We start from the raw sequence: 24,126 nt of genomic DNA on the forward strand, positions 1-24,126 counted from the left end.
CCCCGCCCAGGAGGCAGGACCACCGCCCACAGCCAGCGAGTCAAAAATCGCGCGAGTCCAGCCATGCTTTCAACCCCTCGTCATCTCTGAGGATCAATGCAGGGGAAAACTCTCACGGGAATCCCATAGCAGGCTGCCCCATGAAGGGAGTTCACTGATGTGGGTGACGAAGCTCGAATCCTCGTCCGAGGCTCCAGAAGAGCCCATAAGGTCGCGGCCGTTGGTCGATGCGGTTGGTCGATGCCTGTCGATCGCTGCACATTTCACAGGTGGAGAGGTATGCGTCGTGAGCGCTACTCAGACGGGACCGGCCGGTCGCATGCAGATCGCGCGAGGCCTGACCTCGCTGCGCGAACGTTGCGGGCTCACCCAGACGCAAGTGGCAGCCCGCGCGGGCGTCAGCACCACCACGGTCAGCAGGTACGAGGCATGGCAGGATCGCGCCCGCATCCGCTGGGCAACGGTGAAGGCGCTGGCCGACGCATGCGACGCGACACCCCAGGAACGTGACGCCCTCGTCGCGGTGGCCAAGTCGCAGGCCGACGGATGGTGGGTCGGCAACAACGCGGTGCCCGAGTGGTTGGATCCGCTTGTCTCGTTCGAGCATCAAGCGGCATACGAACACGTCTTCGCGAACACGGTCATTCCAGGCCTGTTGCAGACGCGGGAGTACGCACTCGCCATCCATCAGGCCAGGGAGGTTCGCAGCTCGAACGAGAACATCGAGCGGATGGTCGAGGCACGGATACAGCGCCAAGCCATCCTTATGCGCGATCCGGCGCTGCATCTCTGGGTCGTCCTGGACGAAGCGGTGCTTCGCAGGACCGTGGGAAACACCGACGTTATGGACCAGCAGCTCAAACACCTTCATGAGACGGCCGAGAGCCCCAACGTCGACATCCAGATCTTGCCGTTCAGCGCGGGTGCGCACGCCGCCGGGGCCGGGCACTTCGTGATCCTCGGGCGTGACGACGAACGGGAGCCGCTCAACTCCATGGCGGTCGTGTACATCGAGATGCGCCGTCGCGGCGTGTATCTGGATGACGCGGAGGACGTCAGTGCCTATAAGTTGACGTTCGACTACCTACGTTCGCAGGCTGCCGACGTCACCCTCTCGTCGCGGCTGGTCGCCAGAGCACGACAGGAGACGTCCTCATGACAGGCATAGCGCCTTCTCCGACCGAGCACGGAACCGTGAAGTGGTTCAAGAGCAGTTACAGCGGCGGCGAAGGGAACGAGTGCGTCGAGGTCGCCAGCGGCGGCTCATGGGTGGGCGTTCGGGACTCGAAGGTGCCTCGTCAGACCCTCACCTTTCCTTCCCAGGTCTTCAGCGCGTTCGTCGACAGCCTGTCGAAGGTCCGGCGAGACCGCTTCCAGCCGTAGACGCCGACTACGGGCTGCCGAGGCAAACCCGTCGAGGGTGGCATGGTGCTCAGCCGGCCGGGACACACGAGGGACAGATCTCACGCCGCCGTGGCCTCCGCGAGACGACGAGCGAGAACCGCATCCGCCTCGGCGTCGGGGACGGCAGGGTCGTATCCGGTCCACTCTTGCAAAACCTGCCGTGTGCGTTCAGCCCCCTCGCCTCGCTGTGGCGAGGCCGGGTTCTGACCGCCGCGCCCTCTTGTCCGGTACGCACTGCCCTCGATCTCCTTTAGGCCACCAAACGGAAACACCCGTACCGCTGGTCACTCCCTGCGCATAGGGTGCAGTCACAACTGCTTCTGAACGCGTTCAAGAAGGCGGGCGGAAGGTCTGACGGGGAGGGGACTGCCGATGGGCAGGGGGGTCAAGGTTGCCGTCATAGGCGGGGTGTTCGCCGTGATGGTGGGCGGTGCCGGGTATGGCGCCTACAACGTGGTGTCGGCGCTGGACGGGGGCGGGGGATCCGGGTCGTCGGAGACCAAGAGCGGGCCGCCGGACAAGGACGAGGTCGCGGAGACCAGCGAGAAGTTCTTCACGGCCTGGGAGAAGGGCGACGCGACGACGGCCGCTGCGTACACCAACAACGCCTCGGTCGCCGGGACGCTGCTGACCGCCTACGGCGCGGAGGCGCACATCGGCGGCGTCGAGATCACGCCGGGCACGGCGGCCGGCACCTCCGTGCCGTTCACGGTGAAGGCGAAGGTGTCGTACGAGGGGACGACGAAGCCGCTCAGCTACAAGAGCACGCTGACCGTGGTGCGCGGGGAGAGCAGCGGGCGGGCGCTGGTGGACTGGAAGCCGTCCGTCGTCCACCCGGACCTGAAGGACGGGGACACCCTGGTCACCGCGGAGTCGGCGACGCCGCAGATCCAGGCCGTCGGGCGCAACGGCACCGTGCTGACGAAGGAGAAGTACCCCTCCCTCGGGCCCGTCCTCGCCACGCTGCGGGAGCGGTACGGCTCGAAGGCCGGTGGCACTCCCGGTGTCGAGCTGGCGGTGCGGCACGCGTCCGCGGACGCGCCGGACACCCCGCTGCTGACGCTGACCGAGGGGGAGCCCGGGAAGCTCGAGACGACGCTCAGCGCGAGCGTGCAGGCCGCCGCCGAGAAGGCGGTGAAGCGGTACGGCGAGTCCTCCGTGGTCGCGGTCAAGCCCAGCACCGGGGAGGTGCTGGCCGTGGCGAACAACCGGGCAGACGGCTTCAACGCCGCGTTCCAGGGCAAGGTCGCCCCCGGTTCCACCATGAAGATCATCACCGCCGCCATGCTCATCGACAACGGTGTGACCTCGATGAACGGGCCGGCGCCCTGCCCCGACACGGCGACCTGGCAGAGCCAGACCTTCAAGAACCTGACCGGCATGCAGCCCAACGAGGGCGCCACGCTCGCCAACACCTTCATGCGCTCCTGCAACACCGGCTTCATCAAGCTCGTCGACGAGAAGCCGCTCACCGACTCCTCGTTGACCGAGGAGGCCCAGGAGCGGTTCGGGCTCGGGCAGGACAACTGGCAGACCGGCATCGTCTCCTCCGACGGGAGCGTCCCCGCCTCCGGCGGGCCGGACCGCGCGGCCAACGCCATCGGGCAGGGCCAGGTTCAGATGAACCCGCTGAACATGGCCTCGGTCACCGCGACCGCCATCACCGGTGAGTTCCGCCAGCCGTACCTGGTGCCGTTCGACCTGGACGACCGGGAGCCGGCCACCGCCAAGGGGCTGCCGCAGGGCACCGCCTCGCAGCTCAAGCAGATGATGAAGCTCACCGCCACCCAGGGCACCGCCGTCAACGCCATGTCCGGGCTCGGCGGCGACATCGGCGCCAAGACCGGTTCGGCCGAGGTCGACGGACGAGCCACCTCCGACAGCTGGTTCACCGGGTTCCGGAACGACGTCGCGGCGGCGGCCATGGTCCAGGAGGGCGGGCACGGCGGTGACGCGGCCGGGCCGATCGTCGCAGATGTGCTACGAGTCGGCGGCTGACACCGGACGGCGGCCGCGATGCCCCTACTGTGGTCGCGGTCGTAAGCAGCAACCGGCACCGAACGCACCGAGGAACGGGACGCAGTGGGCAGCAGAAGGGGCGCCGCCGCCGAGCGGCGCAGGACGAAACCCGCCGTGATCGGCAGTGTGGCCGCGGTGGTCGTGGCCGGTGCCGGGTTCGGTGCCTACGCGATGTACGGCGGCGGCGAGACCGGCGACGACAACGCGCGCACCAAGTCCGCGGCGGCCGCGGAGAAGGTGAAGTCGGGCCCGCTGACGGCGGCCGAGGTCACCTCCACCGCCCAGCGGTTCCTGACCGCCTGGCAGCGGGGCGACGTGGCCGGCGCGGCCGCCGCGACCGACGACGCCGAGGCCGCGAAGGCGCTGCTCACCGGCTACGCCAAGGACGCCCGCATCAAGGACGCCACCTTCACCGCGGGCACCCCGGCCGGGGAGAAGGTCCCCTTCTCCGTCAAGGCCACGGTCGCCTACGAGACGGCGGCCGAGCCGCTGGCGTACGACAGCGCGCTGACCGTCGTGAGACGAGAGGGCGACGGCGAGCCCCGCGTCGACTGGCACGCGGCCGTCGTGCACCCGGAGTTGCGGGACGGGGACAAGCTGGTCACCGGGAAGGCCGGGGATCCGCCGGTCAAGGCGCTGGACCGGGACGGCGGGGAGATCACCGCCGCGAAGTACCCGTCCCTCGGCACCGTCCTGGACGGGCTGCGCGACAAGTACGGCAAGAAGGCCGGCGGCACCCCCGGCGTCGAGCTGCGCGTGTCGCGCGGCGAGGCGGCCGGTGACGGCGAGGACGGCAAGGGGTCGAAGGAGTCCGGCGCGGGCGAAGTCGCCGACAAGACGCTGCTGGAGCTGAGCAAGGGCACGCCCGGCACCCTGAAGACCACGCTCGACCCCGCCCTCCAGGCCGCCGCCGAGAAGCAGGTGGACGGCAAGAAGGGGGCGTCGGTGGTGCTGCTGCGCGCCTCCACCGGCGAGGTCCTCGCGGTCGCCAACGGCGGGCACGGCTTCAACACCGCCTTCCTCGGCTCGCTCGCCCCCGGCTCCACGATGAAGGTCGTCACGGCCTCGATGCTGCTGGAGAAGGACCTGGCGTCCGTGAACGAGAAGCACCCGTGCCCGAAGTACTTCGAATACGGCGGGTGGAAGTTCCAGAACGACGACAAGTTCGAGATCAAGGACGGCACCTTCAAGGCGAGCTTCGCCCGGTCCTGCAACACCGCCTTCATCAGCCAGGCCCCCGAGCTGAAGGACGACGACCTGACCAGGCAGGCCAAGGAGGTCTTCGGCCTGTCCATGAACAACTGGTCGGTCGGCGTGTCCACCTTCGACGGCAGGGTCCCGGTGCAGAGCAAGGCCCAGATGGCCGCCTCCCTCATCGGCCAGGGCGGGGTGCGGATGAACCCGCTGAACATGGCCTCGGTCTCGGCCACCGTGAAGTCGGGCTCCTTCCACCAGCCGTACCTGGTCGCCCCGTCCGTCGACGGGCGGGCGCTCGCCACGGCCTCCCGCACGATGTCCGGCGAGACGCTGGGCGCGCTGCGCGAGCTGATGTCCTACACGGCGGCGTACGGCACCGCGGCGCAGGCCATGGCCGGGGTCGGCGGTGACGTGGGTGCCAAGACCGGCTCGGCGGAGGTCGACGGGCAGGAGAAGCCCAACGGCTGGTTCACGGCGTACCGGGGGGACCTGGCGGCGGCGGGCGTGGTCCAGCAGGGCGGGCACGGCGGCGACACCGCGGGCCCGATCGTCGCGGCGCTGCTCAAGGCGGGCGGCTGACCCCCGTCACGCGGCTCAGTGGGCCACCGGCTGCGCGGTCGCCGCGTAGGTGCGGCGCAGGAAGCGGATGAGGGCCTTGTTCTCGAACTGGACCACCGAACAGCCCTGCGGGGAGTGGAACTCGACCACGGCCTGCACCCGGCCGCACGGCCACACCCGCACCTCGCCGCTCCCGGCGGGCGCGCGCAGGCCCTGTTCCAGCAGCTCGCGGGAGAAGGTCCACTCGCGGGAGCGGGACGCACGGCCGCCCCGGCCGGGCAGGGCGACGCACACCAGCGAGGGGTCGAGTTCGGGGTCGTAGCGCAGGACGACGGGTATCGCTCCGCCGTCGTCCTGGTCGGGGAGGTCCCCGTCCGTGAGGATGTGGGCTCGTGCGTACTGTTCGACTACGGACATGGGGTCGCCCCTTACGCTCTGCCACCTGTGTTGAAGCTGTGGGTCCACCCCCACTCCAATGTCCCATATTTCCCGGCTCACGCCCTGTGAGCCGGATATCACATGTGAGATCGTCCTTACATCAGCCTTTACCTCGCTCTTGCGAACGAGTTGCAACTGGTCTCTATCATCGAACCGTGCATGTACCTGACGGATTCATCAACGCCCCGACCTCCGCCGTGACCGGAGTCGTCGCCGCAGGCGCCATCGCGGTCAGCCTGCGCGGCGCGCGCCGTGAGCTGGACGAGCGGACGGCACCGCTGGCCGGGCTGGTCGCGGCGTTCATCTTCGCCGTGCAGATGCTGAACTTCCCGGTCGCGGCCGGGACCAGCGGGCATCTGCTCGGCGGCGCGCTGGCCGCCATCCTCGTCGGGCCCTACACCGGCGTGCTGTGTGTGTCCGTCGTGCTGCTGATGCAGGGCATCCTCTTCGCCGACGGCGGTCTGACCGCGCTCGGCGTGAACATCACCGACATGGCGATCGTCACCACGGTCGTCGCCTACGCCCTCTTCCGGGGTCTGGTGAAGGTGCTGCCGCGCACCCGCCGCTCGGTCACCGTCGCCTCCTTCGTCGCCGCGCTCGTCTCCGTCCCGGCCGCCGCGCTCGCCTTCACGCTCCTGTACTGGATCGGCGGCACCACCGACGTCTCCATCGGCAAGGTCGCCACCGCGATGATCGGCGTGCACGTGCTGATCGGCATCGGCGAGGCCGCGATCACCGCGCTGACCGTCGGCGCCGTCATCGCCGTACGCCCGGACCTGGTGTACGGGGCGCGCGGGCTCCAGCAGCGGCTCAAGCTGCGGGTGAACGGCGAGCTAGTCGACGCCCCAGGCAGCGGGCCCGCTCCGGTCCCCGCCCCCGTCGCCGCCCGTTCGCACCGCAAGGTGTGGATCACCGGCCTCGTCGCCTCCCTGGTCCTGGCCGGCTTCGTCAGCTTCTACGCCTCCGCCAACCCCGACGGCCTGGAGAAGGTCGCCGCCGACAAGGGCATCGACGAGAAGGCGAAGGAGCACGCGGCCGCCGACTCCCCGCTCGCCGACTACGGCGTCGAGGACATCACCGACGCCCGGGTCTCCGGCGGCCTCGCGGGCGTGATCGGCGTGGGCGTCACCGTCGTCGCGGGCAGCGCCGTGTTCTGGGCGGTGCGCAGGCGCCGCACCGACGACGCGTCGCCGACCAGCACGGAAACGACCCTCTGACATGGGGGCGGGTCACGCGCACCGGCTCTACCGGCACGGGCACTCCCCCGTGCACGGTCTGCCGCCGCACACCAAGCTCGCCGCGGTCTTCGCCTTCGTGGTCGTCGTGGTGTCCACGCCGCGCGAGGCGATGTGGGCCTTCGGCCTGTACGCGCTGCTGCTCGCGACGGTGGCGTACGCGGCCCGGGTCCCGGCCGCCTTCCTGCTCAAGCGGCTGCTGATCGAGGTGCCGTTCGTCGCGTTCGCGGTGCTCATGCCGTTCGTGGCCGAGGGCGAGCGGGTCGAGGTGCTCGGCCTGTCCCTGAGCGTCAACGGCCTGTGGGGCGCCTGGAACGTCCTGGCCAAGGGCACCCTGGGCGTCGCCGCCTCCGTACTCCTGGCCTCCACGACCGAGCTGCGGGAACTCCTCCTCGGTCTCCAGCGGCTGAGGCTGCCGCCGCTGCTCGTGCAGATCGCCTCGTTCATGATCCGGTACGGGGACGTGATCGCGGACGAGATGCGGCGGATGCGGATCGCCCGGGAGTCGCGCGGGTTCGAGGCGAAGGGCGTACGGCACTGGGGCGTGCTCGCCAAATCGGCGGGGGCGCTGTTCATCCGCTCCTACGAACGCGGCGAACGCGTCCACCTGGCCATGGTCAGCCGCGGGTACGCCGGTTCGATGCCGGTGATCGACGAGGTGACGGCGTCCCGGGCGCAGTGGTCGTACGCACTGGCCCTCCCGTGTGCGGCGCTGGTCGTGTGTCTGCTGGGATGGACGCTATGACAGCCAACCCGGCCTCCCTCGACGTCTCCGGCCTCGCCTTCGCCTACCCCGACGGGCACCAGGCCCTGTTCGGCGTGGACTTCTCCGTCGCGCGCGGCGAGCGGGTCGCGCTGCTCGGCCCGAACGGCGCGGGCAAGACGACGCTCGTGCTGCACCTCAACGGCATCCTGACCGGCGGCACCGGCACGGTCACGGTCGCCGGACTGCCGGTGGACAAGCGGAACATGGCGGAGATCAGGCGCCGGGTCGGCATCGTCTTCCAGGACCCCGACGACCAGCTGTTCATGCCGACCGTGCGCGAGGACGTGGCGTTCGGACCGGCGGCGGCCGGCGTGAAGGGGGCGGAGCTGGAGGCCTGTGTGGACCGGGCGCTCACGCTGGTCGGCATGGCGGAGTTCAAGGACCGGCCACCGCACCACCTCTCCTTCGGCCAGCGGCGCCGGGTGGCGGTGGCGACCGTACTCGCCATGGAGCCGGAGATCCTGGTCCTGGACGAGCCCTCCTCCAACCTCGACCCGGCCTCCCGCCGCGAACTCGCCGACATCCTGCGCTCCCTGGACGTCACGGTCCTGATGGTCACCCACGACCTGCCCTACGCCCTGGAGCTGTGCCCCCGCGCGCTGATCCTCAGCGACGGGGTGATCGCGGCGGACGGACCGACCGCGGAGCTGCTGTCCGACGACGCCCTGATGCGCGCCCACCGCCTGGAACTGCCCTTCGGGTTCGACCCGCGGTCGGTGCCGGCGAGCGGGTGAGGAATGGTGGACCGCCGGTGGCGGTTGCAGCCACTGTCACGAGGGGCCGGAAGGGGCGTACAGAGGTGGACGTGAACGTGCACGGCACGGTGGCCGAGGGCTTCGAGCCGGTGAGGGACGCGTTCGCACGGAACTTCACCGCGCTCGGCGAGCGGGGCGCGGCCGTCGCCGTCTACCGGGACGGGCGCAAGGTCGTCGACCTGTGGGGCGGCACCAGGAACGTCGACGACACCTCCGGCACCGAGCCGTGGCGCCGCGGCACCGCCCAGGTGGTCCGCTCGGCGACCAAGGGCGTCGCCGCCGCCGTACCGCTGCTGCTGCACCGGCGCGGGGAGCTGGACCTGGACGCGCCGGTGGGCGAGTACTGGCCGGAGTTCAAGGCGCACGGCAAGGAGCGGGTGCTGGTCCGGCACGTGCTGAACCACCAGGCCGGGCTGCCGGTCCTGGACCGTCCGCTCACCCCCGAGGACGCCCTGGACCCGCTGCGGGGTCCCGCCGCCGTCGCCGCGCAGGCCCCCGTCTGGGAGCCGGGCACCGACCACGGCTACCACGCGCTGACCTACGGCTGGCTGCTCGACGAGCTGGTCCGCCGGGTGACGGGCGGGCGCGGCGCCGGACAGTGGATCGCGGACGAGATCGCCCGCCCGCTCGGCCTGGACCTGTGGGTGGGGCTGCCCGCCGAGGAGGAGGCGGCCGGCCGGGCCGGGCGCGTCGGGCGCCTCGACGATCCCGAGCCGTCGGGGCCCGGCAACGGCCCGCGGCTGCGCCCCAAGCGCGCGGTCACCGAGGCCTACGAGGATCCGGACTCGCTCACCCGCCGCGCCTTCGCGGCGATCACCCCGTTCCCCGACCAGAACGACCCGGTGTACCGCGCGGCCGCGCTCCCGGCCGCCAACGGCATCGCGACGGCCGACGGCCTGGCCCGCTTCTACGCGGCGCTGATCGGCGAGGTCGACGGCGTGACGCGCGGCGTACGGCTGTTCGACCCGGCGACCATGGAGCTGGCCCGCGCGGAGGAGTCCGCCGGTCCCGACCGGATCCTGGTCGTGGGCACCCGGTTCGGCCTCGGCTACATGCTGCACGGCAGCGCGTCCCCGTTCCTGGGCCCCGGCTCCTTCGGCCACCCCGGCCGCGGCGGCTCCCTGGGCTTCGCCGACCCGGAGACCGGCATCGCGCTGGGCTACGTCACCAACGGCTTCCGCAAGACCGTGACGGCGGACCCGCGGGCGCAGGCGCTGGTCCGGGCGGTACGCGCGTCGCTCGCCCGGGGCCCGTCCTAGGGACAGGCCCCGGACCTGGTGCGTACGTGGCTTCGGACGTGGATGCGTACGTGGCTTCAGACGTGGATGGGGTGCGAGGTCCGCCCGGAGGCCGCGTCGATCTCGTCGTGGGCCTTGGTGAGCAGCTGCATCGCCAGCTCGTTCAACGCCCGGGCGCCCGCGACCTCCTCACCGACCCGTGGCTGCTGGGAGTCGACCCGGTGACGGCTGGCGTGGCCGTGCGCGCGGACCTCGGTGCCGTCGGGGAGCCGCACCATCGCGACCGCCCGCGTGTGCTGGTCGTCCTCCGTGAACTCCAGCTCGACATGCCATCCCACTGTGGTGTGCATCATGACGATCACCTCCGGAACACCTTCTTCCAGAGTGCGCCTCGCGACGGCCGTACGCACCATCCCGGCCCTCGCGGCTACCCGGTGCGCAGCATCAGGCCGATTCCGACGACCAGGAGACCGGCGGCCGCGATCCGGGGCGCGCCGAACCGCTCCTTGAAGAACAGGGCCCCGATCGCGGCGCCGACCAGGATGGACGACTCCCGCAGGGCGGCGATGGGCGCGAGTTCGGCGCGGGTCTGCGCCCACAGGACCAGGGCGTAGGCGGTGACGGACAGGGCCGCGCCGACCAGTCCGAGACCGGCCTGCGGCCGAAGCAGGGCCCAGGACCCGGCGCGGTGCCGGTACAGGAAGTACGCCGGCAGGACCGTGCCCTGCACCGCCATCAGCCAGGCGATGTAGCCGAGGGAGGACCCGGAGGCGCGTACGCCGAGGCCGTCGACGACCGTGTAGGCCGCGATGGTCACGCCGGTCGCGAGGGCGGCGCCGATGGCCGCCCAGTCGGGCCGGCGGCCGCGCAGCCCCCACAGGGCGACGCCGGTCAGCCCCGCGCAGGAGACCAGGATGCCCCCGGTGGCCCAGCCGTCCGGCACCTCGTGGGCGAAGACGGCGGCGAGGACGGTGACCAGCAGCGGCGCGCTGCCGCGGGCGATCGGGTAGGCCTGACCGAAGTCGCCCAGCCGGAAGGACCGCATGAGCAGGGCGTAGTACGCGATGTGGACGGCGGCGGAGACCAGCAGGTACGGCCAGGCCCCGGCCGCCGGGAACGCCGTGAACGGCAGCAGCGCGAGCCCGATGAGCATCCCGCCGCCGGAGATCAGCGCGAACCCGGTCAGCTTGTCGGTGATCCGGTGGGCGATGGCGTTCCAGCTGGCGTGGGTGACCGCCGCGAGCAGGACGGCGGCGGTGACCAGCGGCGTCACTCGGAGCGCTCGCGCACGTCCACGAGGGTGGCACCGGCGGTGGCGACGAGGTCCTTCGGCTCCATCGGGAAGACCGCGTACGGGGTGCCGGCGGCGGCCCAGACGACGTCGTGGGCGAGCAGGGACCGGTCGGCGAGCACCCGGGTCCTGGTCCGGTGCCCGAAGGGCGGCACTCCGCCGATCGCGTACCCGGTCGTCTCCCGTACGACGTCGGCCTTGGCCCGGGTGACCTTCCCGGCGCCGAGTGCGTCCCGGACCCGGTCCAGGTCGACGCGGGAGGCGCCGTCCATGAGGACCAGTACGGGCACGCCGTCCGCGGCGAAGATGAGCGACTTGCAGATCTGGCTCAGCTCGCACCCGATGGCGGCGGCCGCCTCGGTGGCGGTGCGGGTGGCCTCCGGGAAGCGCCGGGCCCGTCCGGCCAGGTCGCCGAGGCCCAGTTCGCCGAGGGCGGCGGCGAAGCGCGGGTGGGCGGCGGAGTCGGAGGCGTCGTCGGTCGTCGTCATGGTCCGCACCGTAGCGGTACGTGTAGCCCACAGGCGAGCGGGTCGGGGGGCGGAACGGAGGAAGCCGGTGAGGGCAGCCCCGTCCCCACGGAGCCCTCACCGGCTGGTCTGTTGTCGTCCTCCTGTCAGAGGCGGGGGTGGCGGGTCAGGTGCGCACCAGCTCCCGGTCCTCGTCGGGGCCGGTGCCGGTGCCGCGCTCGGCGGCCGTGCGCAGGCCCTCGCCCTCGACGTCCACGTTGGGCAGCGCGCGGTCCAGCCACTTCGGCAGCCACCAGGCCTTCTTGCCGAGCAGGGCGAGGACCGCCGGGACGATGGCCATGCGGACGACGAACGCGTCGAAGAAGACGGCGATCGCGAGGCCGAAGCCGATCATCTTCACCATGGACTCGCTGGAGCCGATGAAGCCCGCGAAGACCGCCATCATGATCACCGCGGCGGCGGTGACGACCCGGGCGCCGTGCTTGAAGCCGGTGACGATCGCCTGGTTGGGCTTCTCGCCGTGGACGTAGGCCTCCCGCATGCGGGTGACCAGGAAGACCTCGTAGTCCATCGCCAGGCCGAAGACCACGCCGACCATGAAGATCGGCATCATCGACATGACGGGTCCGGTCTCCTCGACGCCCATCAGGCCGGACAGCCAGCCCCACTGGAAGACCGCGACGACCGCGCCGAGGGCCGCCATGACGGAGAGCAGGAAGCCGAGGGCCGCCTTCAGCGGGACCAGGATCGAGCGGAAGACCACGATGAGCAGGAGGAAGGCCAGGCCGACGACCAGGACCAGGTACGGCACCAACGCGTCGTTGAGCTTCTGGCTGACGTCGATGTTCATCGCCGTCGAGCCGGTGACCAGGGTCTCGGCGCCGGTCTTCGCCTCGATGTCGCCGCCCGCGTCACGGATGGCGTGCACCAGGTCCTCGGTCTGCACGGAGGACGGCTTGGAGTCCGGGACCACGGTGATCGTCGCGGTGTCGCCGCCCTTGTTGGGGGCGGGCGGGGCCACCGCCACGACGCCGTCGAGGTCCTTGATCCGCTGTTCGACGTCGGTGAAGGCGTCCTTGGGCGCGTCGCTGCCCTTCGCGTCCACGACGACCATCAGGGGGCCGTTGAAGCCGGGGCCGAAACCGTCGGAGAGCAGGTCGTAGGCGCGGCGCTGGGTCGTGGACGTCGGCTGGGAGCCGTCGTCGGGCAGGCCCAGTTCCAGGGAGGTCGCGGGGACCGCGGCGGCGCCGAGGCCGATGACGCCCAGGAGGAGGACGGCCAGGGGGCGGCGGACGACGAAGCTCGCCCAGCGGGTGCCCAGGTTGGCCTTCGGCTGACCGGCCGGCTGGTCCGGCTTCGGCTCACCCTTGCGGGCGCGGCCCAGCAGCTTGCCCTTCGCCCCGGCGGGCTTGACCCTGCGACCGGCGTAGCCGAGCAGCGCGGGGATCATCGTGAGCGCGATCAGGACCGCGATGGCGACGGTACCGGCCGCCGCGATGCCCATCTTGGTGAGCATCGGGATGTTGACGACCGCGAGACCCACCAGGGCGATGACGACCGTGAGGCCGGCGAAGACGACCGCGGAGCCCGCGGTGCCGACCGCCCGTCCGGCGGCCTCCTCGCGTTCGCGCCCCTCGGCGAGTTCGGCGCGGTAGCGGGAGACGATGAACAGGGCGTAGTCGATGCCGACCGCGAGGCCGATCATCATCGCCAGGATCGAGGTGGTCGAGCCCAGTTCCAGCGCGCTGGCCAGCGCGGTGATCGAGGAGACGCCGATGCCCACGCCGATCAGGGCGGTGAGCAGCGGCAGCCCGGCCGCGACCAGGGAGCCGAAGGTGATGACCAGGACGACGGCGGCGACCGCGATGCCGATGATCTCGGTGGCGCCGGTCTCCGGGACGGCCTGGAGCGCGTCACCGCCGATCTCGACCGTCAGCCCGGCGTCGCGCGCCTGCTGGGCGGCGTCCTCCAGGGCGTCCTTGGTGGACTCCTCCAGCTCCATGCCGGAGACGTCGTACTTCACCGAGGCGTAGGCGATGGTGCCGTCCTCGCTGACGGCGTTGCCCTTGTAGGGGTCGGCGACCGAGGCGACCTCGGAGCCGTCCGCCAGTTCGTCGACGGTCTTCTCGACGGTCGCCTTGTGCCCGGCGTCCGTCATCTTCTCGCCGGACGGCGCCTTGAAGACGACCCGTGCGGTCGCCCCGTCGGCGCTCGCCCCGGGGAAGCGCTGTTCCAGCAGGTCGAAGGCCTTCTGGGCCTCCGTTCCGGGGATGGAGAAGGAGGAGTTGCCGGCGGGCGGGGCGCTGGCGGCGCCGACGCCGGCGAGCGTCAGCAGGGCCACCCAGATCAGGGCGACGAAGTGCCGTCGGCGAAAGGCGAGCCGGCCGAGTTTGTAGAGGAACGTGGCCACGGGGGCGTACTCCCGGTCAGGTCGTGGGTCTTCAGGGCAGGGGTGATCAGCCCGACGACGTGAGCGGTTACGTCAGGTGGGGCTCAGGTGGGGCTCAGAGGTTGCGTGGGGATGTCAGTGGGTGGAGACGCCGAGGGCGGGGAGGATCACGGCGTCGATGTAGGAGGCGAGGAACTCCCGGGTCGGCGGCTGGTCGTCCAGCAGCGTGCGGGTGGCGAATCCGCCGACCATCATGTGCACGAGGAAGTCCAGCGCCGGACAGTCCGCTCTGATCTCACCGCGGTCGACGGCGCGTTGCAGCACGCGCTGGAACTCCGCCATCTCCGGTTCGATGAGCTGGTCCCGGAACGCCTGGCGCAGGTCCGGGTTCTGGTGCAGCGCCATGGCGACGCCCCGCATCAGCGCGGAGTTCTGTTCCATGGTGCAGTCGTCCTCACGCGCCATCAGGGCGTGCAGGTCGCTGCGGAGCGACCCGGTGTCGACGTCGCCGATCTCGCCGGGCTTGTTGTGCCGCATGGCCTTCACGACCAGCTCCGGCTTGCCGCCCCACTGGCGGTAGAGCGTCGCCTTGCTGGACCGGGTGCGGGCGGCCACGGCGTCCATGGTGAGGCCGTCGTAGCCGACTTCGCGGAGCAGGTCGAGCACGGCCTCGTACAGCTCGGCCTCGCGCTCGGGAGTGATCCGGCTGCGGCGCGCGGTGGCGGTCTCCGTCATCTCGCTCACTCCTCTCCCGTCCGGTCGACCGGTCCACTCGACCGGAACGACACCGTTTCGTACATGACGAATGTACCCCACCACCTAGCGAAACGAAACGGTTTCGTTCGTGGTCTGGGTCACGGTTGTCGGCACCGCATAAGTTGCCGGTGCCCGGCACCCGGAAAAGCATGGGGCGGGTGAGTTATCTGCGCCTTCCGCACCTCAGTGGCGACCAGCTGTGTTTCGTGGCCGAGGACGACCTCTGGCTCGCGTCCCTCGACGGTCCGGGCCGGGCCTGGCGGCTCACCGTCGACCGCACCAAGGCCGGTCCCCCGCGCTTCTCCCCCGACGGCCGGCACATCGCGTACACCAGCTGGCGCAGTCTGGTGCCGGAGGTCCATCTCGTGCCGGTGGACGGCGGCCCCGGACGGCAGCTCACCCACTGGGGCGGCTTCGACACCCGGGTCTGCGGCTGGTCGCCCCCCGACCCCGACGGCACCACCGCGGTCCTCGCCGTCGCCTCGCACGGCGAGCCCTTCTCGCACCTCACCTGGGCCTACAAGGTCACCCCCGACGGCGACCCCGGCCGCAAGCTGCCCTGGGGCCCGGTCACCGACATCCAGGCCGCCGACCTCGACGGCGAACGCCGGTCCCTCCTGCTCACCGGCACCCCGCCGCACGAGCCCGCCGCCTGGAAGCGCTACCGGGGCGGCGCCACGGGCCGGCTCTGGCTGCACGGCGAGCGGCTGCTGCCCGACCTCGGCGGGCACCTGTCCGCACCCATGTTCGTCGGCGGCCGGATCGCCTTCCTCTCCGACCACGAGGGCGTCGGCAACCTGTACTCCTGCGCCCACGACGGCACCGGCCTGCGCCGCCACACCGACCACGACGCGTTCTACGCCCGCAACGCCGCGAGCGACGGCACCCGGGTGGTGTACCAGTGCGCGGGCGACCTGTGGATCGTGGACGACCTCGCGCCCGGCTCGGCGCCGCGCCGGCTCGACGTACGGCTGAGCGGGCCGCGCGCGGGGCGGCGTACGTACCAGGTGCCCGCGGCCCAGCACGTGGGCGGCATCTCCGTGGACGAGACCGGCCGCGCGAGCGCCGTCGTGGTGCGCGGCAGCCTGTACTGGCTCACCCACCGCGACGGCCCGGCCCGCACCATCGCGGACACCCCGGGGGTACGGGTGCGGCTGCCGGAGATGCTCGGGGAGAGCGGGCGGATCGCGTATGTGACGGACGCGGAGGGCGAGGACGCGGTCGAGATCTCCTACCTGCCCCGGGCGACCGGCGGCCGCGCCGCCCGGCGGCTCGCCTCCGGGCGCCTCGGCCGGGTCCTGGAACTGGTCTCGGACCCGGCGGGCGACCGGCTCGCCGTCGCCTCGCACGACGGACGGCTGCTGATCCTCGACGTCGCGGAGCCCGACACGGAGGTGACGCTGGCGCTGGAGGCGGTGGACGCCGGGTATCCGCCGGACGCGGGTGAAGAGGACGCGACGGGGGCCACCGCCCGGGCGGACACCACCCCGGACACCGCCCCGGACGCCCCCACCGAGGACACCGACGCCGGGGACGTCCCCGCCGAAGGCGCCGGAGGCACCGTGACACCGGGCGCCCCCGGCACCCCCGCGACCGCCGGAGGCCGGGTCACCGAGCTGATCCGGTCCGTCAACGGCCCCGTGCGCGACCTCGCCTTCTCCCCCGACGGGACCTGGCTCACCTGGTCGCACCCGGGCATCGGACGCACCCTGCGGCAGATCAAGATGGCCCGGATCGACGGCCCGGAGGGCACCCTCGTCGTCGACGTCACCAACGGCCGCTTCGAGGACGAGAACCCGGTCTTCACCCGGGACGGCCGCTACCTCGCCTTCCTGTCCTGGCGCGGCTTCGACCCGGTGTACGACGTGCACACCGGCGACCTGTCCTTCCCGCTGGGCTGCCGCCCCTACCTGGTACCGCTGTCCTCCGCGACGCCCTCCCCCTTCGCCCTCAACCCCGAGGGCCGCCCCGCCGCCGGGGGCCTGGACCCCCTGGAGGACGAGCCCGGCGAGGGCGGCGCGGTGACCGTCGAGGTCGAGGGGCTGGAGAGCCGGGTGACACCGTTCCCGGTCACCGCCTCCAAGTACTCGGCGCTGGAGCCGGTCGCGGGCGGCGGCCTGGTCTGGCTGCGCTGGCCGATCTCCGGCGCGCTCGGCGAGACCTTCGCCAACCCGGCGGACCCGAGCGAGCGGCCCACGCTGGAGCACTTCAACCTGGCCAAGGCGAAGAAGTCGGAGCTGGTCGACCACCTGGACTGGTTCCGGGTCAGCGGCGACGGCAGCCGCCTGGTCGTGCTCGACGAGGGCGAGCTGCGGGCCGTACCGGCGAGCGAGGCGGGCGACGGCGACTCGACCACCTGGATCGACCTGCGCCGCGTCCTGCACGAGGTCGACCCGGCCGCCGAGTGGCGCCAGGCCTACGACGAGGCGGGGCGGCTGATCCGCGCCTACTTCTGGGACCCCGGCATGTGCGGCATCGACTGGGACGCGGTCCTGGACCAGTACCGTCCGCTGCTGGACCGGGTCGCCTCCCCCGACGAGTTCGCCGACCTGCTGCGCGAGGTGCTCGGCGAGCTGGGCACCTCGCACGCCTACGTGGTCGCCGCCCGGCGCAACGAGGGCCCGGCGCACTACCAGCGCTGGCAGGGCCTGCTCGGCGCCAACCTCGCCTGCCGGGACGGGCGGTGGCTGGTCCGGCGGATCCTGCCGGGCGACTCCTCCGACTCCAAGGCCCGCTCCCCGCTGGCCGGCACCGGCATCCGCGACGGGGCCGTACTGACCCATGTCGACGGCCGCCCGGTCGACCCGGTCCTCGGCCCGTCCCCGCTGCTCGCGGGCGCGGGCGGTACGACGGTGGAGCTGACCTTCGCGCCCGCCGAGGGCTGCCAGGGGCCCTCCCGCCGGGTCGCCGTCGTGCCGCTCGTCGACGAACGCCCCCTGCGCTACCAGGACTGGGTGGCCAAACGCCGCGAGGTGGTGCGGGAGTTGAGCGGCGGCCGGTGCGGCTACCTGCACATCCCCGACATGGGCGGCTCCGGCTGGGCGCAGTTCAACCGCGACCTGCGCATGGAGGTGTCCCGGCCCGCGCTCATCGTGGACGTGCGCGGCAACGCGGGCGGGCACATCAGCGAGCTGGTCATCGAGAAGCTGACCCGGACCATCCTGGGCTGGGACCTGACCCGGGACGCCCAGCCGGTGTCGTACACCTCCAACGCGCCGCGCGGTCCCGTCGTCGCGGTCGCCGACGAGGCGACGTCCTCGGACGGCGACATGATCACGGCGGCGTTCAAGCTGCTGCGCCTCGGCCCGGTGGTCGGGCAGCGCACCTGGGGCGGGGTGGTCGGCATGACCGGCCGGCACCGCCTCGGCGACGGCTCGGTGATCACGGTGCCGATGAACGCGGCCTGGTTCGACGCCTACGGCTGGTCCGTGGAGAACTACGGCGTCGCCCCCGACGTCGAGGCGCTGCGCACCCCGCTGGACTGGGCCGAGGGCCGCTATCCGGTGCTGGACGAGGCGGTGCGGCTGGCGTTGGAGCTGCTGGAGACCAACCCGCCCGCCACGCCACCCGGTTACGAGGCCGTACCGGACCGGTCGCGTCCGCCGCTGCCGCCGCGGAGGTAGCACCTCCGCGCAGCCCCGGCGGCACGGGAAAGGGCGCCCACCCGGTCGACCCGGGGGGCGCCCTCTCACCTCAGCGGCGGCGCGTCAGGCGTCGAAGCTGTCCTGGAGGCGCTCGTCCTCGTCACGACGGCGCGAGGACGGGTCCTGGTGCTCCGACTCGCGGCGGCGCGAGGCCGGGGAGGACGGGTCGATCTCGTCCTCGTCGCGACGGCGGTCGCGGTTCTGGAACTGGTCCCGCGCCTGCTCGGCCCGCTGCTTGCCCTGCTGCTGCATGCGCTCGGCCTTGTCCTGGAACTGGTCCTTCATACCCATGTGGGTTCACTCCTGTGGTGATCGGGCCCGACCGGATCGGCCGGGCGCTCGATCAGATTCACACGAGCGGTGACCGTGCGCATGTCGATCACTTACGGACCGTAGTCGTACCGGCCGGGCGGTGTTCGTCGGCCGCTCCACCGGCGCCGACCAGGCCGATCCGCATGCCGTTCAGCCGGTCGCCGAAGCGCCGCATCTCGCGCTGCCCGACGGTGCCGATGAGGGCCGGCAGGTAGCCGCGCACACCCTGCATGCCGCGCAGCCACCACTGCCCGTAGACGTGCGCGGAGCGGCGTTCGACGCCCTCCACCAGCCGGTCGACGGCCGGACCCAGCGGGTAGGTCTTGTTGGTCGGCCAGGGCAGCCGCTGCCGCAACTCCCGCATGACGTCGTCCTGGTCGGCGCCGCGCACCATGTCGGTGTCGGTCCAGGACAGGTAGCCGACGCCGACCTTCACGCCGCGGTGCCCGACCTCGCCGCGCAGGCTGTGCGCGTACGCCTCGACGCCGGACTTGGAGGCGCAGTAGGCGCTCATCATCGGGGCCGGGGTGAGGGCGGCCAGCGAGGCGATCTGGAGCAGGTAGCCGCGGCTCTCCAGCAGGGCGGGCAGGAAGGCGCGGGCGGTGACGGCCGAGCCGATCAGGTTGACCTCGATCACCCGGCGCCAGGACTCCGGGTCGGAGTCGACGAAGGGTCCGCCGGTGGCGACGCCCGCGTTGGCGACGACGATGTCGACCTTCCCGAAGCGCTCCTCGACCTCCGCCGCCACCCGGGCCATCGCCTCGTGGTCGGTGACGTCGGCGTGCCAGTGGTCGCTGTCGCTGTGCAACCGGGCGGAGACCTGCTTGAGTTCGTCCGGCTCCAGGCCGACCAGCGCCACCTTCACCCCGCGCGCGGACAGCTTGCGGGCCATCAACTCCCCCACTCCCCGCGCGGCTCCGGTGACGACGGCGACGCGTCCTTCCAGGCTCACCCTGCTCATGCGCTCTCCTCGGCGGGTACGGCACGCTCACCGCGTGCGCTGGGTATGTAGGTGGCGGCGAGCGCCCGTATCTTGCCGGTGACCAGGTCCGGCGCCTCCACCGGCGTCATGTGGCCGAGGCCCGGGAGTTCGGTCAGGCCCACGCAGTCGGGCAGCGCGGCGGCCAGCGCGCGGGCGTGCACGGGCGGCGTCAGCCGGTCCGAGCCGCCGACCACGATCTCCACCGGCATCCGCAACTCCCTTACGCCGTGGTCGAGGTCGAGCAGGTCCAGCACCCGGGACCAGCCGTGCCGCACCCGGCTGGGGCAGGCGTGCACGATGCGGGCGCAGGCGTCGACCATCTGCGGGGCCGAACCGGGGCCCATCGTCCCGTACTTGAGGATCCGGCGGCTGAGCGGTGTGACCGGTCCGAGGGGCGCCCGGGAGCCGAGGATGCGCCGGGTCAGCCAGGTGCGCACCCGGCCCGCCCGCATCGGCACCACGGTGGCGGAGGCCACCAGCCGTGCGCTGCCCGTGCTGGTCAGCAGGACGGCCGCCGCGTGCTCGCGCACCGCGGGCCGGGTCGCCGCGGCCATCAGCGTCATCGCGCCCATGGAGTGCCCGGCGATCACAGCCCGCTCGCCCGGCGCGAGGGTGGCTTCCAGTACGGCTTCGAGGTCGTCGGCGAGCGGCTCGGTGCCGTACGCCGGGTTGGCCGGGCTGCGTCCGTGGCCGCGCTGGTCGTAGGCGATGACCCGGTGGTCGACGGCCAGTGCGCGGATCTGCGCCGCCCAGAAGGCGGTGGAGCAGCACCAGCCGTGCGCGAGGACGACGGCGGGCGCGTTCTCGGGGCCGTGCACCTCCACGTGTATCCGGGCGCCGTCGGCGGCGGTGACGGTCAGCTCGTGGGCGGGCACCGGCGGGGCGTACGGGCCGTCGGCGACGTGCAGCAGGCGGCTCACGCGCTCACCTCGGCGTCCGAACCGGTGCTCACGCCGGTGTCCGCGTCGGCGGCAGTCGCCCCGGTCGGTGCGGGGGCCGGGCGCAGCACCTGGTACTCCGCGAGGTCCACGCGCCGCGTCTCGCGCCGAAACTCGGCGGTCGTGCCGGGCCAGACGGTGGTGTTGCGGCCGCTCGCGTCCAGGTACCAGCTGGTGCAGCCGCCGGTGTTCCACACCGTGCGCTTCATGCGCTCCTGCACCCGGTGGTTCCAGTTGCGCACGGCGGCGGGGCGCGGGTCGAGCGCGGTGCGGCCGCCCAGGACGTTGAGCTGGCGCAGGTAGTCGGCCATGTAGTTCAGCTGGGACTCGATCATCAGGATCATGGACGAGTTGCCGAGGCCGGTGTTGGGCCCGATGACCGTCATGAAGTTGGGGAAGCCGGCCGCCGTGCCGCCGCGCAGCGCCTCCATGCCGCCCTTCCAGGTCTCGGCGAGGGTGCGCCCGTCGGCGCCCACGACCCGCTCGGCGATGGGCATGTCGGTGACGTGGAAGCCGGTGCCGAAGATGATCGCGTCCACCTCGGCCTCGGTGCCGTCGGCGGCGACGAGCGTCGACCCGCGCACCTCGCTCAGGCCGCTCGCGACCACGTCCACGTTGGGCTTGGCGAGTGCCGGGTAGTAGGTGCTCGACAGCAGGATCCGCTTGCAGCCGATGCGGTAGTCGGGGGTGAGCTTGGCGCGCAGGGCCGGGTCCTTGATGGCGGCGCCCATGTTGCGCTTGGCGATCTGCTCGACGAAGCCCAGCTCGCCCGGGTGCTTGGTGAACGCCTGCACCTGGAGTTCCCGGATGCCCCACAGCAGGCCGCGGCGCAGCTTGGTGGTGACGGGCAGCGCCCGGTGCAGGGCCCGCTCGGCGCCGCTGATGGCCCGGTCCACGCGGGGCATCACCCAGGCCGGGGTGCGCTGGAAGAGGGTGAGCCGGTCCACCTTCGGCTGGATGGACGGCACGATCTGGATGGCGGAGGCGCCGGTGCCGATCATGGCGACGCGCTTGCCGGCGAGGTCGTAGTCGTGGTCCCAGCGGGCGGAGTGGAAGACCTTGCCGGGGAAGGAGTCGAGCCCGGGGATGTCCGGGACCTTGGGGTCGGACAGCGGCCCGGTCGCGGACACGACGACGTCGGCGGTGAGAGTGCCCCGCACGGTCTCGATCTCCCACCGCAGCTGCTCGGTGTCCCACGTCATCCGCGTCACCTCCGAGTCGAGGCGGAGGTGGGGGCGCAGCCCGAAGGTGTCGGTGACGTGCTCCAGGTAGGCGCGGATGTGCTCCTGCCCGGAGAAGGTGCGCGGCCACTCGGGGTTGGGCGCGAAGGAGAAGGAGTACAGGTGGGACGGCACGTCGCAGGCACAGCCGGGGTAGCTGTTGTCCCGCCAGGTGCCGCCGACGCTGCCGGACCGCTCCAGTACGACGAAGTCGGTGATCCCTTCGCGCCGCAGCCGCACGGCGGCCCCGAGGCCGCCGAAGCCGGACCCGATCACCGCCACCCGTACGTGTTCGTGAACCTGCTCGTGCTCGGCCATCCCTGAGCCTCCACGCTTGCTGGACCGTCCGGAACCGTTTGGAACCACTTGGAACCGTGCCAGTGAACACTGGCGCAATGGGAGCGTAGAGCAGCTCCGTACTCATGGGTAGGGGTTGGACGGAGGAAAGTTACCGCCGGTACGCCATAGGGTCGGTGACGTGACCGAGAAGCGCGAATACCGCATGGCGGAACTGGCCCGGCTGGCCGGCATCACGGTGCGCACCCTGCGCTTCTACCGCGAACGCAAACTGATCCCGGCGCCGCGCCGCGAGGGCCGCATCGCCTGGTACGACGACCACCACCTGGCCCGCCTGCGCACGATCGCGGCCCTCCTGGAACGCGGCCACACCCTGAACGGCATCGCGGAGCTGGCCGACGCCTTCGACCACGGCCGCGACGTCGGCGACCTGCTGGGCCTCGGCGAGCCCACCGAGGAGACGCCGGTCCGCCTCACCCCCGAGGAACTCGCCGCCCGCTTCGAGGGCGAGGTCACCCCGGAGAACCTGGCGGCCGCGATGGAGCTGGGCTACCTCGGCACCGACGGCGACGAACTGGTCCACATCAGCCACCGCCTCCTGGAGGTCTCCTCGGCCCTGGTCCGCGAGGGCATCCCGCTCGGCGAGGTCCTCCAGGCCGGCGTCCGCGTCCGCGAGCACGCCGACGCCCTCGCGGAACTCTTCGCCGACCTGATACTGCGCCACGCCCCCGAACCGGATCTGCACCGCCTGCGCCCGCTGGCCCGCAGCGTGGTGGAGGCGGAACTGTCCCTGGCCCTGGACCGGCGGATGCGCAAGCGGGCGGACTGAGCGGACCGGACGAGGCCGCCCTCAGCGGTCGTAGACCACCGTGACCGGTGCGTGGTCGGACCACCGCTCGGCGTGCGTGGCGGCGCGCTCGACGTACCCCTTGACGGCCTTGGCGGCCAGCCCGGGAGTGGAGACGTGGTAGTCGATCCTCCAACCTGCGTCGTTGTCGAAGGCCCGCCCCCGGTAGGACCACCACGAGTACGGTCCCTCGGCGTCCGGATGCAGCGTGCGCACCACGTCCACGTACCCGCCCTCCGCCGGGTCGAGGACGCGGCCGAGCCACTCCCGCTCCTCCGGCAGGAACCCGGAGTTCTTCTTGTTGGCGCGCCAGTTCTTCAGGTCGGCCTCGCGGTGGGCGATGTTCCAGTCGCCGCACACGACGACCTCGCGCCCCTCGGCGGCGGCGCGCTCGCGCAGTTCCTTGAGGTGGGCGAGGAACTCGCCCATGAAGCGGACCTTCTCGTCCTGGCGCTCGGTGCCGACCTCGCCGGAGGGGAGGTAGAGGGAGGCGACCGTCACACCGGGCAGATCGGCCTCGACGTAGCGGCCGCTGGTGTCGAACTCCGTCGAGCCGAAGCCGACGCGGACGGCGTCGGGCTCACGGCGCGTGTAGAGGGAGACACCGGCGCGGCCCTTGGCGGCGGCGGGGGCGTGCGTCACGTGCCAGCCCTCGGGCGCGCCGACGTGGTCCGGCAGTTGGTGGGATTCGGCCCGCACCTCCTGGAGGCACAGCACGTCGGCGGAGGTGCCGGCGAGCCACTCCACGAAGCCCTTCTTCGCGGCGGCGCGCAGGCCGTTGACGTTGACGGAGGTCACGGTGAGCATCCCGGCACGATACCGGCACACTGGACGGTGTCCCGCTCCGGACTCCGCATCGATATACGGTAGGAAGAATGAACATACGCCGGGTCCCCTTCGACCACCCCGACGCCGTGAAGCTCAACGACGAGGTCCAGGCCGAGTACGACGTCCGCTACGGCGACGGCGGCGACGCCACGCACCTGGACCCGTCGGACTTCGCGCCGCCGAACGGCCAGTACCTGATCGTGTACGACGAGAACGACGCCCCGGTCGCCTCGGGCGGCTGGCGCAGTCAGGACGCCAACGACGAGGGCAATCTCGACGGGGACGCCGAACTCAAGCGGATGTTCGTGGTCGAGCAGGTGCGCGGGCGCGGGCTGGCCCGCCGCATCCTGGCCGCCCTGGAGGAGGACGCCCGTGCGGCGGGCCGGACCCGGATGGTGCTGGAGACCGGCACCAAGCAGCCGGAGGCCGTGGCCCTGTACACGTCCAGCGGCTACGAGCCCTGCGGGAAGTTCGGCTACTACCGCTTCCACGAGGACAGCCTCTGCTACGCGAAGGCACTCCGGGTCCCGTAGCGATGCGGCGCG

The 24,126-nt window shown here is 72.0% G+C and carries 22 protein-coding genes; 11 read left to right on the forward strand and 11 right to left on the reverse strand.

The features are described from left to right. The first annotated feature begins 319 nt into the window (after nucleotides 1-319). The 4 genes from ACH4D3_RS30940 (at nucleotide 320) to ACH4D3_RS30955 (ending at nucleotide 5,199) form a co-directional block, all read left to right on the forward strand. The gene (locus ACH4D3_RS30940; RefSeq protein WP_398328848.1) at nucleotides 320-1,159 is read left to right on the forward strand and encodes a helix-turn-helix domain-containing protein; all 840 of its coding nucleotides are present in this window, start codon (nucleotides 320-322) and stop codon (nucleotides 1,157-1,159) included. Beyond that, nucleotides 1,156-1,383, forward strand: coding sequence for a DUF397 domain-containing protein (locus tag ACH4D3_RS30945; protein WP_398328851.1), 228 nt, complete (start codon nucleotides 1,156-1,158; stop codon nucleotides 1,381-1,383). The genes ACH4D3_RS30940 and ACH4D3_RS30945 overlap by 4 nt, the downstream gene beginning before the upstream one ends. A gap of 393 nt (nucleotides 1,384-1,776) precedes the next feature. Beyond that, on the forward strand, nucleotides 1,777-3,402 hold the full coding sequence (locus tag ACH4D3_RS30950) for a penicillin-binding transpeptidase domain-containing protein (protein WP_398328854.1): 1,626 nt from the start codon (nucleotides 1,777-1,779) through the stop codon (nucleotides 3,400-3,402). A gap of 84 nt (nucleotides 3,403-3,486) precedes the next feature. Next, nucleotides 3,487-5,199, forward strand: coding sequence for a penicillin-binding transpeptidase domain-containing protein (locus ACH4D3_RS30955; protein WP_398328857.1), 1,713 nt, complete (start codon nucleotides 3,487-3,489; stop codon nucleotides 5,197-5,199). Nucleotides 5,200-5,214: 15 nt separating this feature from the next. Here the strand turns inward: ACH4D3_RS30955 and ACH4D3_RS30960 are convergent, their stop codons facing one another. Beyond that, nucleotides 5,215-5,595, reverse strand: coding sequence for an SsgA family sporulation/cell division regulator (locus tag ACH4D3_RS30960; protein ID WP_398328860.1), 381 nt, complete (start codon nucleotides 5,593-5,595; stop codon nucleotides 5,215-5,217). 176 nt (nucleotides 5,596-5,771) lie between these two features. Between ACH4D3_RS30960 and ACH4D3_RS30965 the strand changes: the two genes are divergently transcribed. From ACH4D3_RS30965 to ACH4D3_RS30980, 4 genes are all read left to right on the forward strand, one after another. Then, entirely contained in the window at nucleotides 5,772-6,833 is a 1,062-nt protein-coding gene (locus ACH4D3_RS30965; protein WP_398328863.1) for an energy-coupling factor ABC transporter permease, read from the forward strand. A gap of 1 nt (nucleotide 6,834) precedes the next feature. Next, on the forward strand, nucleotides 6,835-7,596 hold the full coding sequence (gene cbiQ / locus ACH4D3_RS30970; protein ID WP_398328865.1) for a cobalt ECF transporter T component CbiQ: 762 nt from the start codon (nucleotides 6,835-6,837) through the stop codon (nucleotides 7,594-7,596). Next, nucleotides 7,593-8,351 carry an energy-coupling factor ABC transporter ATP-binding protein gene (locus tag ACH4D3_RS30975; RefSeq protein WP_398328868.1) on the forward strand — a complete coding sequence of 253 codons (759 nt, stop codon included), beginning with the start codon at nucleotides 7,593-7,595 and terminating at the stop codon, nucleotides 8,349-8,351. Before cbiQ ends, ACH4D3_RS30975 begins: the two co-directional genes overlap by 4 nt. A 71-nt stretch (nucleotides 8,352-8,422) precedes the next feature. Next, nucleotides 8,423-9,631, forward strand: coding sequence for a serine hydrolase domain-containing protein (locus tag ACH4D3_RS30980; protein ID WP_398329054.1), 1,209 nt, complete (start codon nucleotides 8,423-8,425; stop codon nucleotides 9,629-9,631). A 56-nt stretch (nucleotides 9,632-9,687) separates the two neighbouring features. Here the strand turns inward: ACH4D3_RS30980 and ACH4D3_RS30985 are convergent, their stop codons facing one another. The 5 genes from ACH4D3_RS30985 to ACH4D3_RS31005 all read right to left on the reverse strand — a co-directional run bounded on the left by ACH4D3_RS30985 (nucleotide 9,688) and on the right by ACH4D3_RS31005 (nucleotide 14,492). Then, complete coding sequence (locus tag ACH4D3_RS30985) at nucleotides 9,688-9,963, reverse strand: DUF1876 domain-containing protein (RefSeq protein ID WP_030190655.1); 276 nt, start codon at nucleotides 9,961-9,963, stop codon at nucleotides 9,688-9,690. 74 nt (nucleotides 9,964-10,037) lie between these two features. Beyond that, the gene (locus ACH4D3_RS30990; RefSeq protein ID WP_398328871.1) at nucleotides 10,038-10,883 is read right to left on the reverse strand and encodes an EamA family transporter; all 846 of its coding nucleotides are present in this window, start codon (nucleotides 10,881-10,883) and stop codon (nucleotides 10,038-10,040) included. Next, nucleotides 10,880-11,389, reverse strand: coding sequence for a YbaK/EbsC family protein (locus ACH4D3_RS30995; RefSeq protein WP_398328874.1), 510 nt, complete (start codon nucleotides 11,387-11,389; stop codon nucleotides 10,880-10,882). Before ACH4D3_RS30995 ends, ACH4D3_RS30990 begins: the two co-directional genes overlap by 4 nt. Nucleotides 11,390-11,534: 145 nt before the next feature. After that, nucleotides 11,535-13,778 carry an MMPL family transporter gene (locus ACH4D3_RS31000; RefSeq protein WP_398328877.1) on the reverse strand — a complete coding sequence of 748 codons (2,244 nt, stop codon included), beginning with the start codon at nucleotides 13,776-13,778 and terminating at the stop codon, nucleotides 11,535-11,537. A gap of 114 nt (nucleotides 13,779-13,892) precedes the next feature. Beyond that, on the reverse strand, nucleotides 13,893-14,492 hold the full coding sequence (locus tag ACH4D3_RS31005; protein WP_398328880.1) for a TetR/AcrR family transcriptional regulator: 600 nt from the start codon (nucleotides 14,490-14,492) through the stop codon (nucleotides 13,893-13,895). Between the two features lie 170 nt (nucleotides 14,493-14,662). Here ACH4D3_RS31005 and ACH4D3_RS31010 point away from each other — a divergent pair, with 170 nt between their 5' ends. Then, nucleotides 14,663-18,136 (forward strand): S41 family peptidase, encoded by a 3,474-nt coding sequence (locus ACH4D3_RS31010; protein ID WP_398328882.1) that lies wholly within the window; start codon nucleotides 14,663-14,665, stop codon nucleotides 18,134-18,136. Between the two features lie 84 nt (nucleotides 18,137-18,220). Here ACH4D3_RS31010 and ACH4D3_RS31015 read toward each other — a convergent pair whose 3' ends face one another. The 4 genes from ACH4D3_RS31015 to ACH4D3_RS31030 all read right to left on the reverse strand — a co-directional run bounded on the left by ACH4D3_RS31015 (nucleotide 18,221) and on the right by ACH4D3_RS31030 (nucleotide 21,927). After that, nucleotides 18,221-18,448 (reverse strand): hypothetical protein, encoded by a 228-nt coding sequence (locus tag ACH4D3_RS31015; RefSeq protein ID WP_003975647.1) that lies wholly within the window; start codon nucleotides 18,446-18,448, stop codon nucleotides 18,221-18,223. A gap of 88 nt (nucleotides 18,449-18,536) precedes the next feature. Beyond that, nucleotides 18,537-19,430 (reverse strand): SDR family oxidoreductase, encoded by an 894-nt coding sequence (locus ACH4D3_RS31020; RefSeq protein ID WP_398328885.1) that lies wholly within the window; start codon nucleotides 19,428-19,430, stop codon nucleotides 18,537-18,539. Next, nucleotides 19,427-20,371: an alpha/beta fold hydrolase gene (locus ACH4D3_RS31025; RefSeq protein WP_398328888.1), complete on the reverse strand. Its 945-nt coding sequence runs from the start codon at nucleotides 20,369-20,371 to the stop codon at nucleotides 19,427-19,429. Before ACH4D3_RS31025 ends, ACH4D3_RS31020 begins: the two co-directional genes overlap by 4 nt. Continuing rightward, a complete protein-coding gene (locus tag ACH4D3_RS31030; RefSeq protein WP_398328890.1) occupies nucleotides 20,368-21,927 on the reverse strand; it encodes a flavin-containing monooxygenase in 1,560 nt (519 codons plus the stop codon). Before ACH4D3_RS31030 ends, ACH4D3_RS31025 begins: the two co-directional genes overlap by 4 nt. Nucleotides 21,928-22,087: 160 nt before the next feature. On the opposite strand from ACH4D3_RS31030, the gene ACH4D3_RS31035 reads away from it, so the two are divergent. Then, on the forward strand, nucleotides 22,088-22,735 hold the full coding sequence (locus tag ACH4D3_RS31035; protein WP_398328893.1) for a MerR family transcriptional regulator: 648 nt from the start codon (nucleotides 22,088-22,090) through the stop codon (nucleotides 22,733-22,735). A gap of 21 nt (nucleotides 22,736-22,756) precedes the next feature. Here the strand turns inward: ACH4D3_RS31035 and ACH4D3_RS31040 are convergent, their stop codons facing one another. Continuing rightward, the gene (locus ACH4D3_RS31040; RefSeq protein ID WP_398328896.1) at nucleotides 22,757-23,560 is read right to left on the reverse strand and encodes an exodeoxyribonuclease III; all 804 of its coding nucleotides are present in this window, start codon (nucleotides 23,558-23,560) and stop codon (nucleotides 22,757-22,759) included. A 68-nt stretch (nucleotides 23,561-23,628) separates the two neighbouring features. On the opposite strand from ACH4D3_RS31040, the gene ACH4D3_RS31045 reads away from it, so the two are divergent. Further along, the gene (locus tag ACH4D3_RS31045; protein ID WP_398328899.1) at nucleotides 23,629-24,114 is read left to right on the forward strand and encodes a GNAT family N-acetyltransferase; all 486 of its coding nucleotides are present in this window, start codon (nucleotides 23,629-23,631) and stop codon (nucleotides 24,112-24,114) included. Nucleotides 24,115-24,126 lie beyond the last annotated feature (12 nt).

Source organism: Streptomyces sp. NPDC018026, assembly GCF_044327745.1.
Classification (GTDB): domain Bacteria; phylum Actinomycetota; class Actinomycetes; order Streptomycetales; family Streptomycetaceae; genus Streptomyces; species Streptomyces rubrogriseus.

Excerpts from the sequence above, each read along its gene's own strand:
- ACH4D3_RS30940 (WP_398328848.1), top strand. The coding sequence starts at position 320 with ATGCAGATCGCGCGAGGCCTGACCTCGCTGCGCGAACGTTGCGGGCTC.
- ACH4D3_RS30945 (WP_398328851.1), top strand. The coding sequence starts at position 1,156 with ATGACAGGCATAGCGCCTTCTCCGACCGAGCACGGAACCGTGAAGTGG.
- ACH4D3_RS30950 (WP_398328854.1), top strand. The coding sequence starts at position 1,777 with ATGGGCAGGGGGGTCAAGGTTGCCGTCATAGGCGGGGTGTTCGCCGTG.
- ACH4D3_RS30960 (WP_398328860.1), bottom strand. The coding sequence starts at position 5,595 with ATGTCCGTAGTCGAACAGTACGCACGAGCCCACATCCTCACGGACGGG.
- cbiQ (WP_398328865.1), top strand. The coding sequence starts at position 6,835 with ATGGGGGCGGGTCACGCGCACCGGCTCTACCGGCACGGGCACTCCCCC.
- ACH4D3_RS30975 (WP_398328868.1), top strand. The coding sequence starts at position 7,593 with ATGACAGCCAACCCGGCCTCCCTCGACGTCTCCGGCCTCGCCTTCGCC.
- ACH4D3_RS30985 (WP_030190655.1), bottom strand. The coding sequence starts at position 9,963 with ATGATGCACACCACAGTGGGATGGCATGTCGAGCTGGAGTTCACGGAG.
- ACH4D3_RS30995 (WP_398328874.1), bottom strand. The coding sequence starts at position 11,389 with ATGACGACGACCGACGACGCCTCCGACTCCGCCGCCCACCCGCGCTTC.
- ACH4D3_RS31005 (WP_398328880.1), bottom strand. The coding sequence starts at position 14,492 with ATGACGGAGACCGCCACCGCGCGCCGCAGCCGGATCACTCCCGAGCGC.
- ACH4D3_RS31010 (WP_398328882.1), top strand. The coding sequence starts at position 14,663 with ATGGGGCGGGTGAGTTATCTGCGCCTTCCGCACCTCAGTGGCGACCAG.
- ACH4D3_RS31015 (WP_003975647.1), bottom strand. The coding sequence starts at position 18,448 with ATGGGTATGAAGGACCAGTTCCAGGACAAGGCCGAGCGCATGCAGCAG.
- ACH4D3_RS31020 (WP_398328885.1), bottom strand. The coding sequence starts at position 19,430 with ATGAGCAGGGTGAGCCTGGAAGGACGCGTCGCCGTCGTCACCGGAGCC.
- ACH4D3_RS31030 (WP_398328890.1), bottom strand. The coding sequence starts at position 21,927 with ATGGCCGAGCACGAGCAGGTTCACGAACACGTACGGGTGGCGGTGATC.
- ACH4D3_RS31040 (WP_398328896.1), bottom strand. The coding sequence starts at position 23,560 with ATGCTCACCGTGACCTCCGTCAACGTCAACGGCCTGCGCGCCGCCGCG.
- ACH4D3_RS31045 (WP_398328899.1), top strand. The coding sequence starts at position 23,629 with ATGAACATACGCCGGGTCCCCTTCGACCACCCCGACGCCGTGAAGCTC.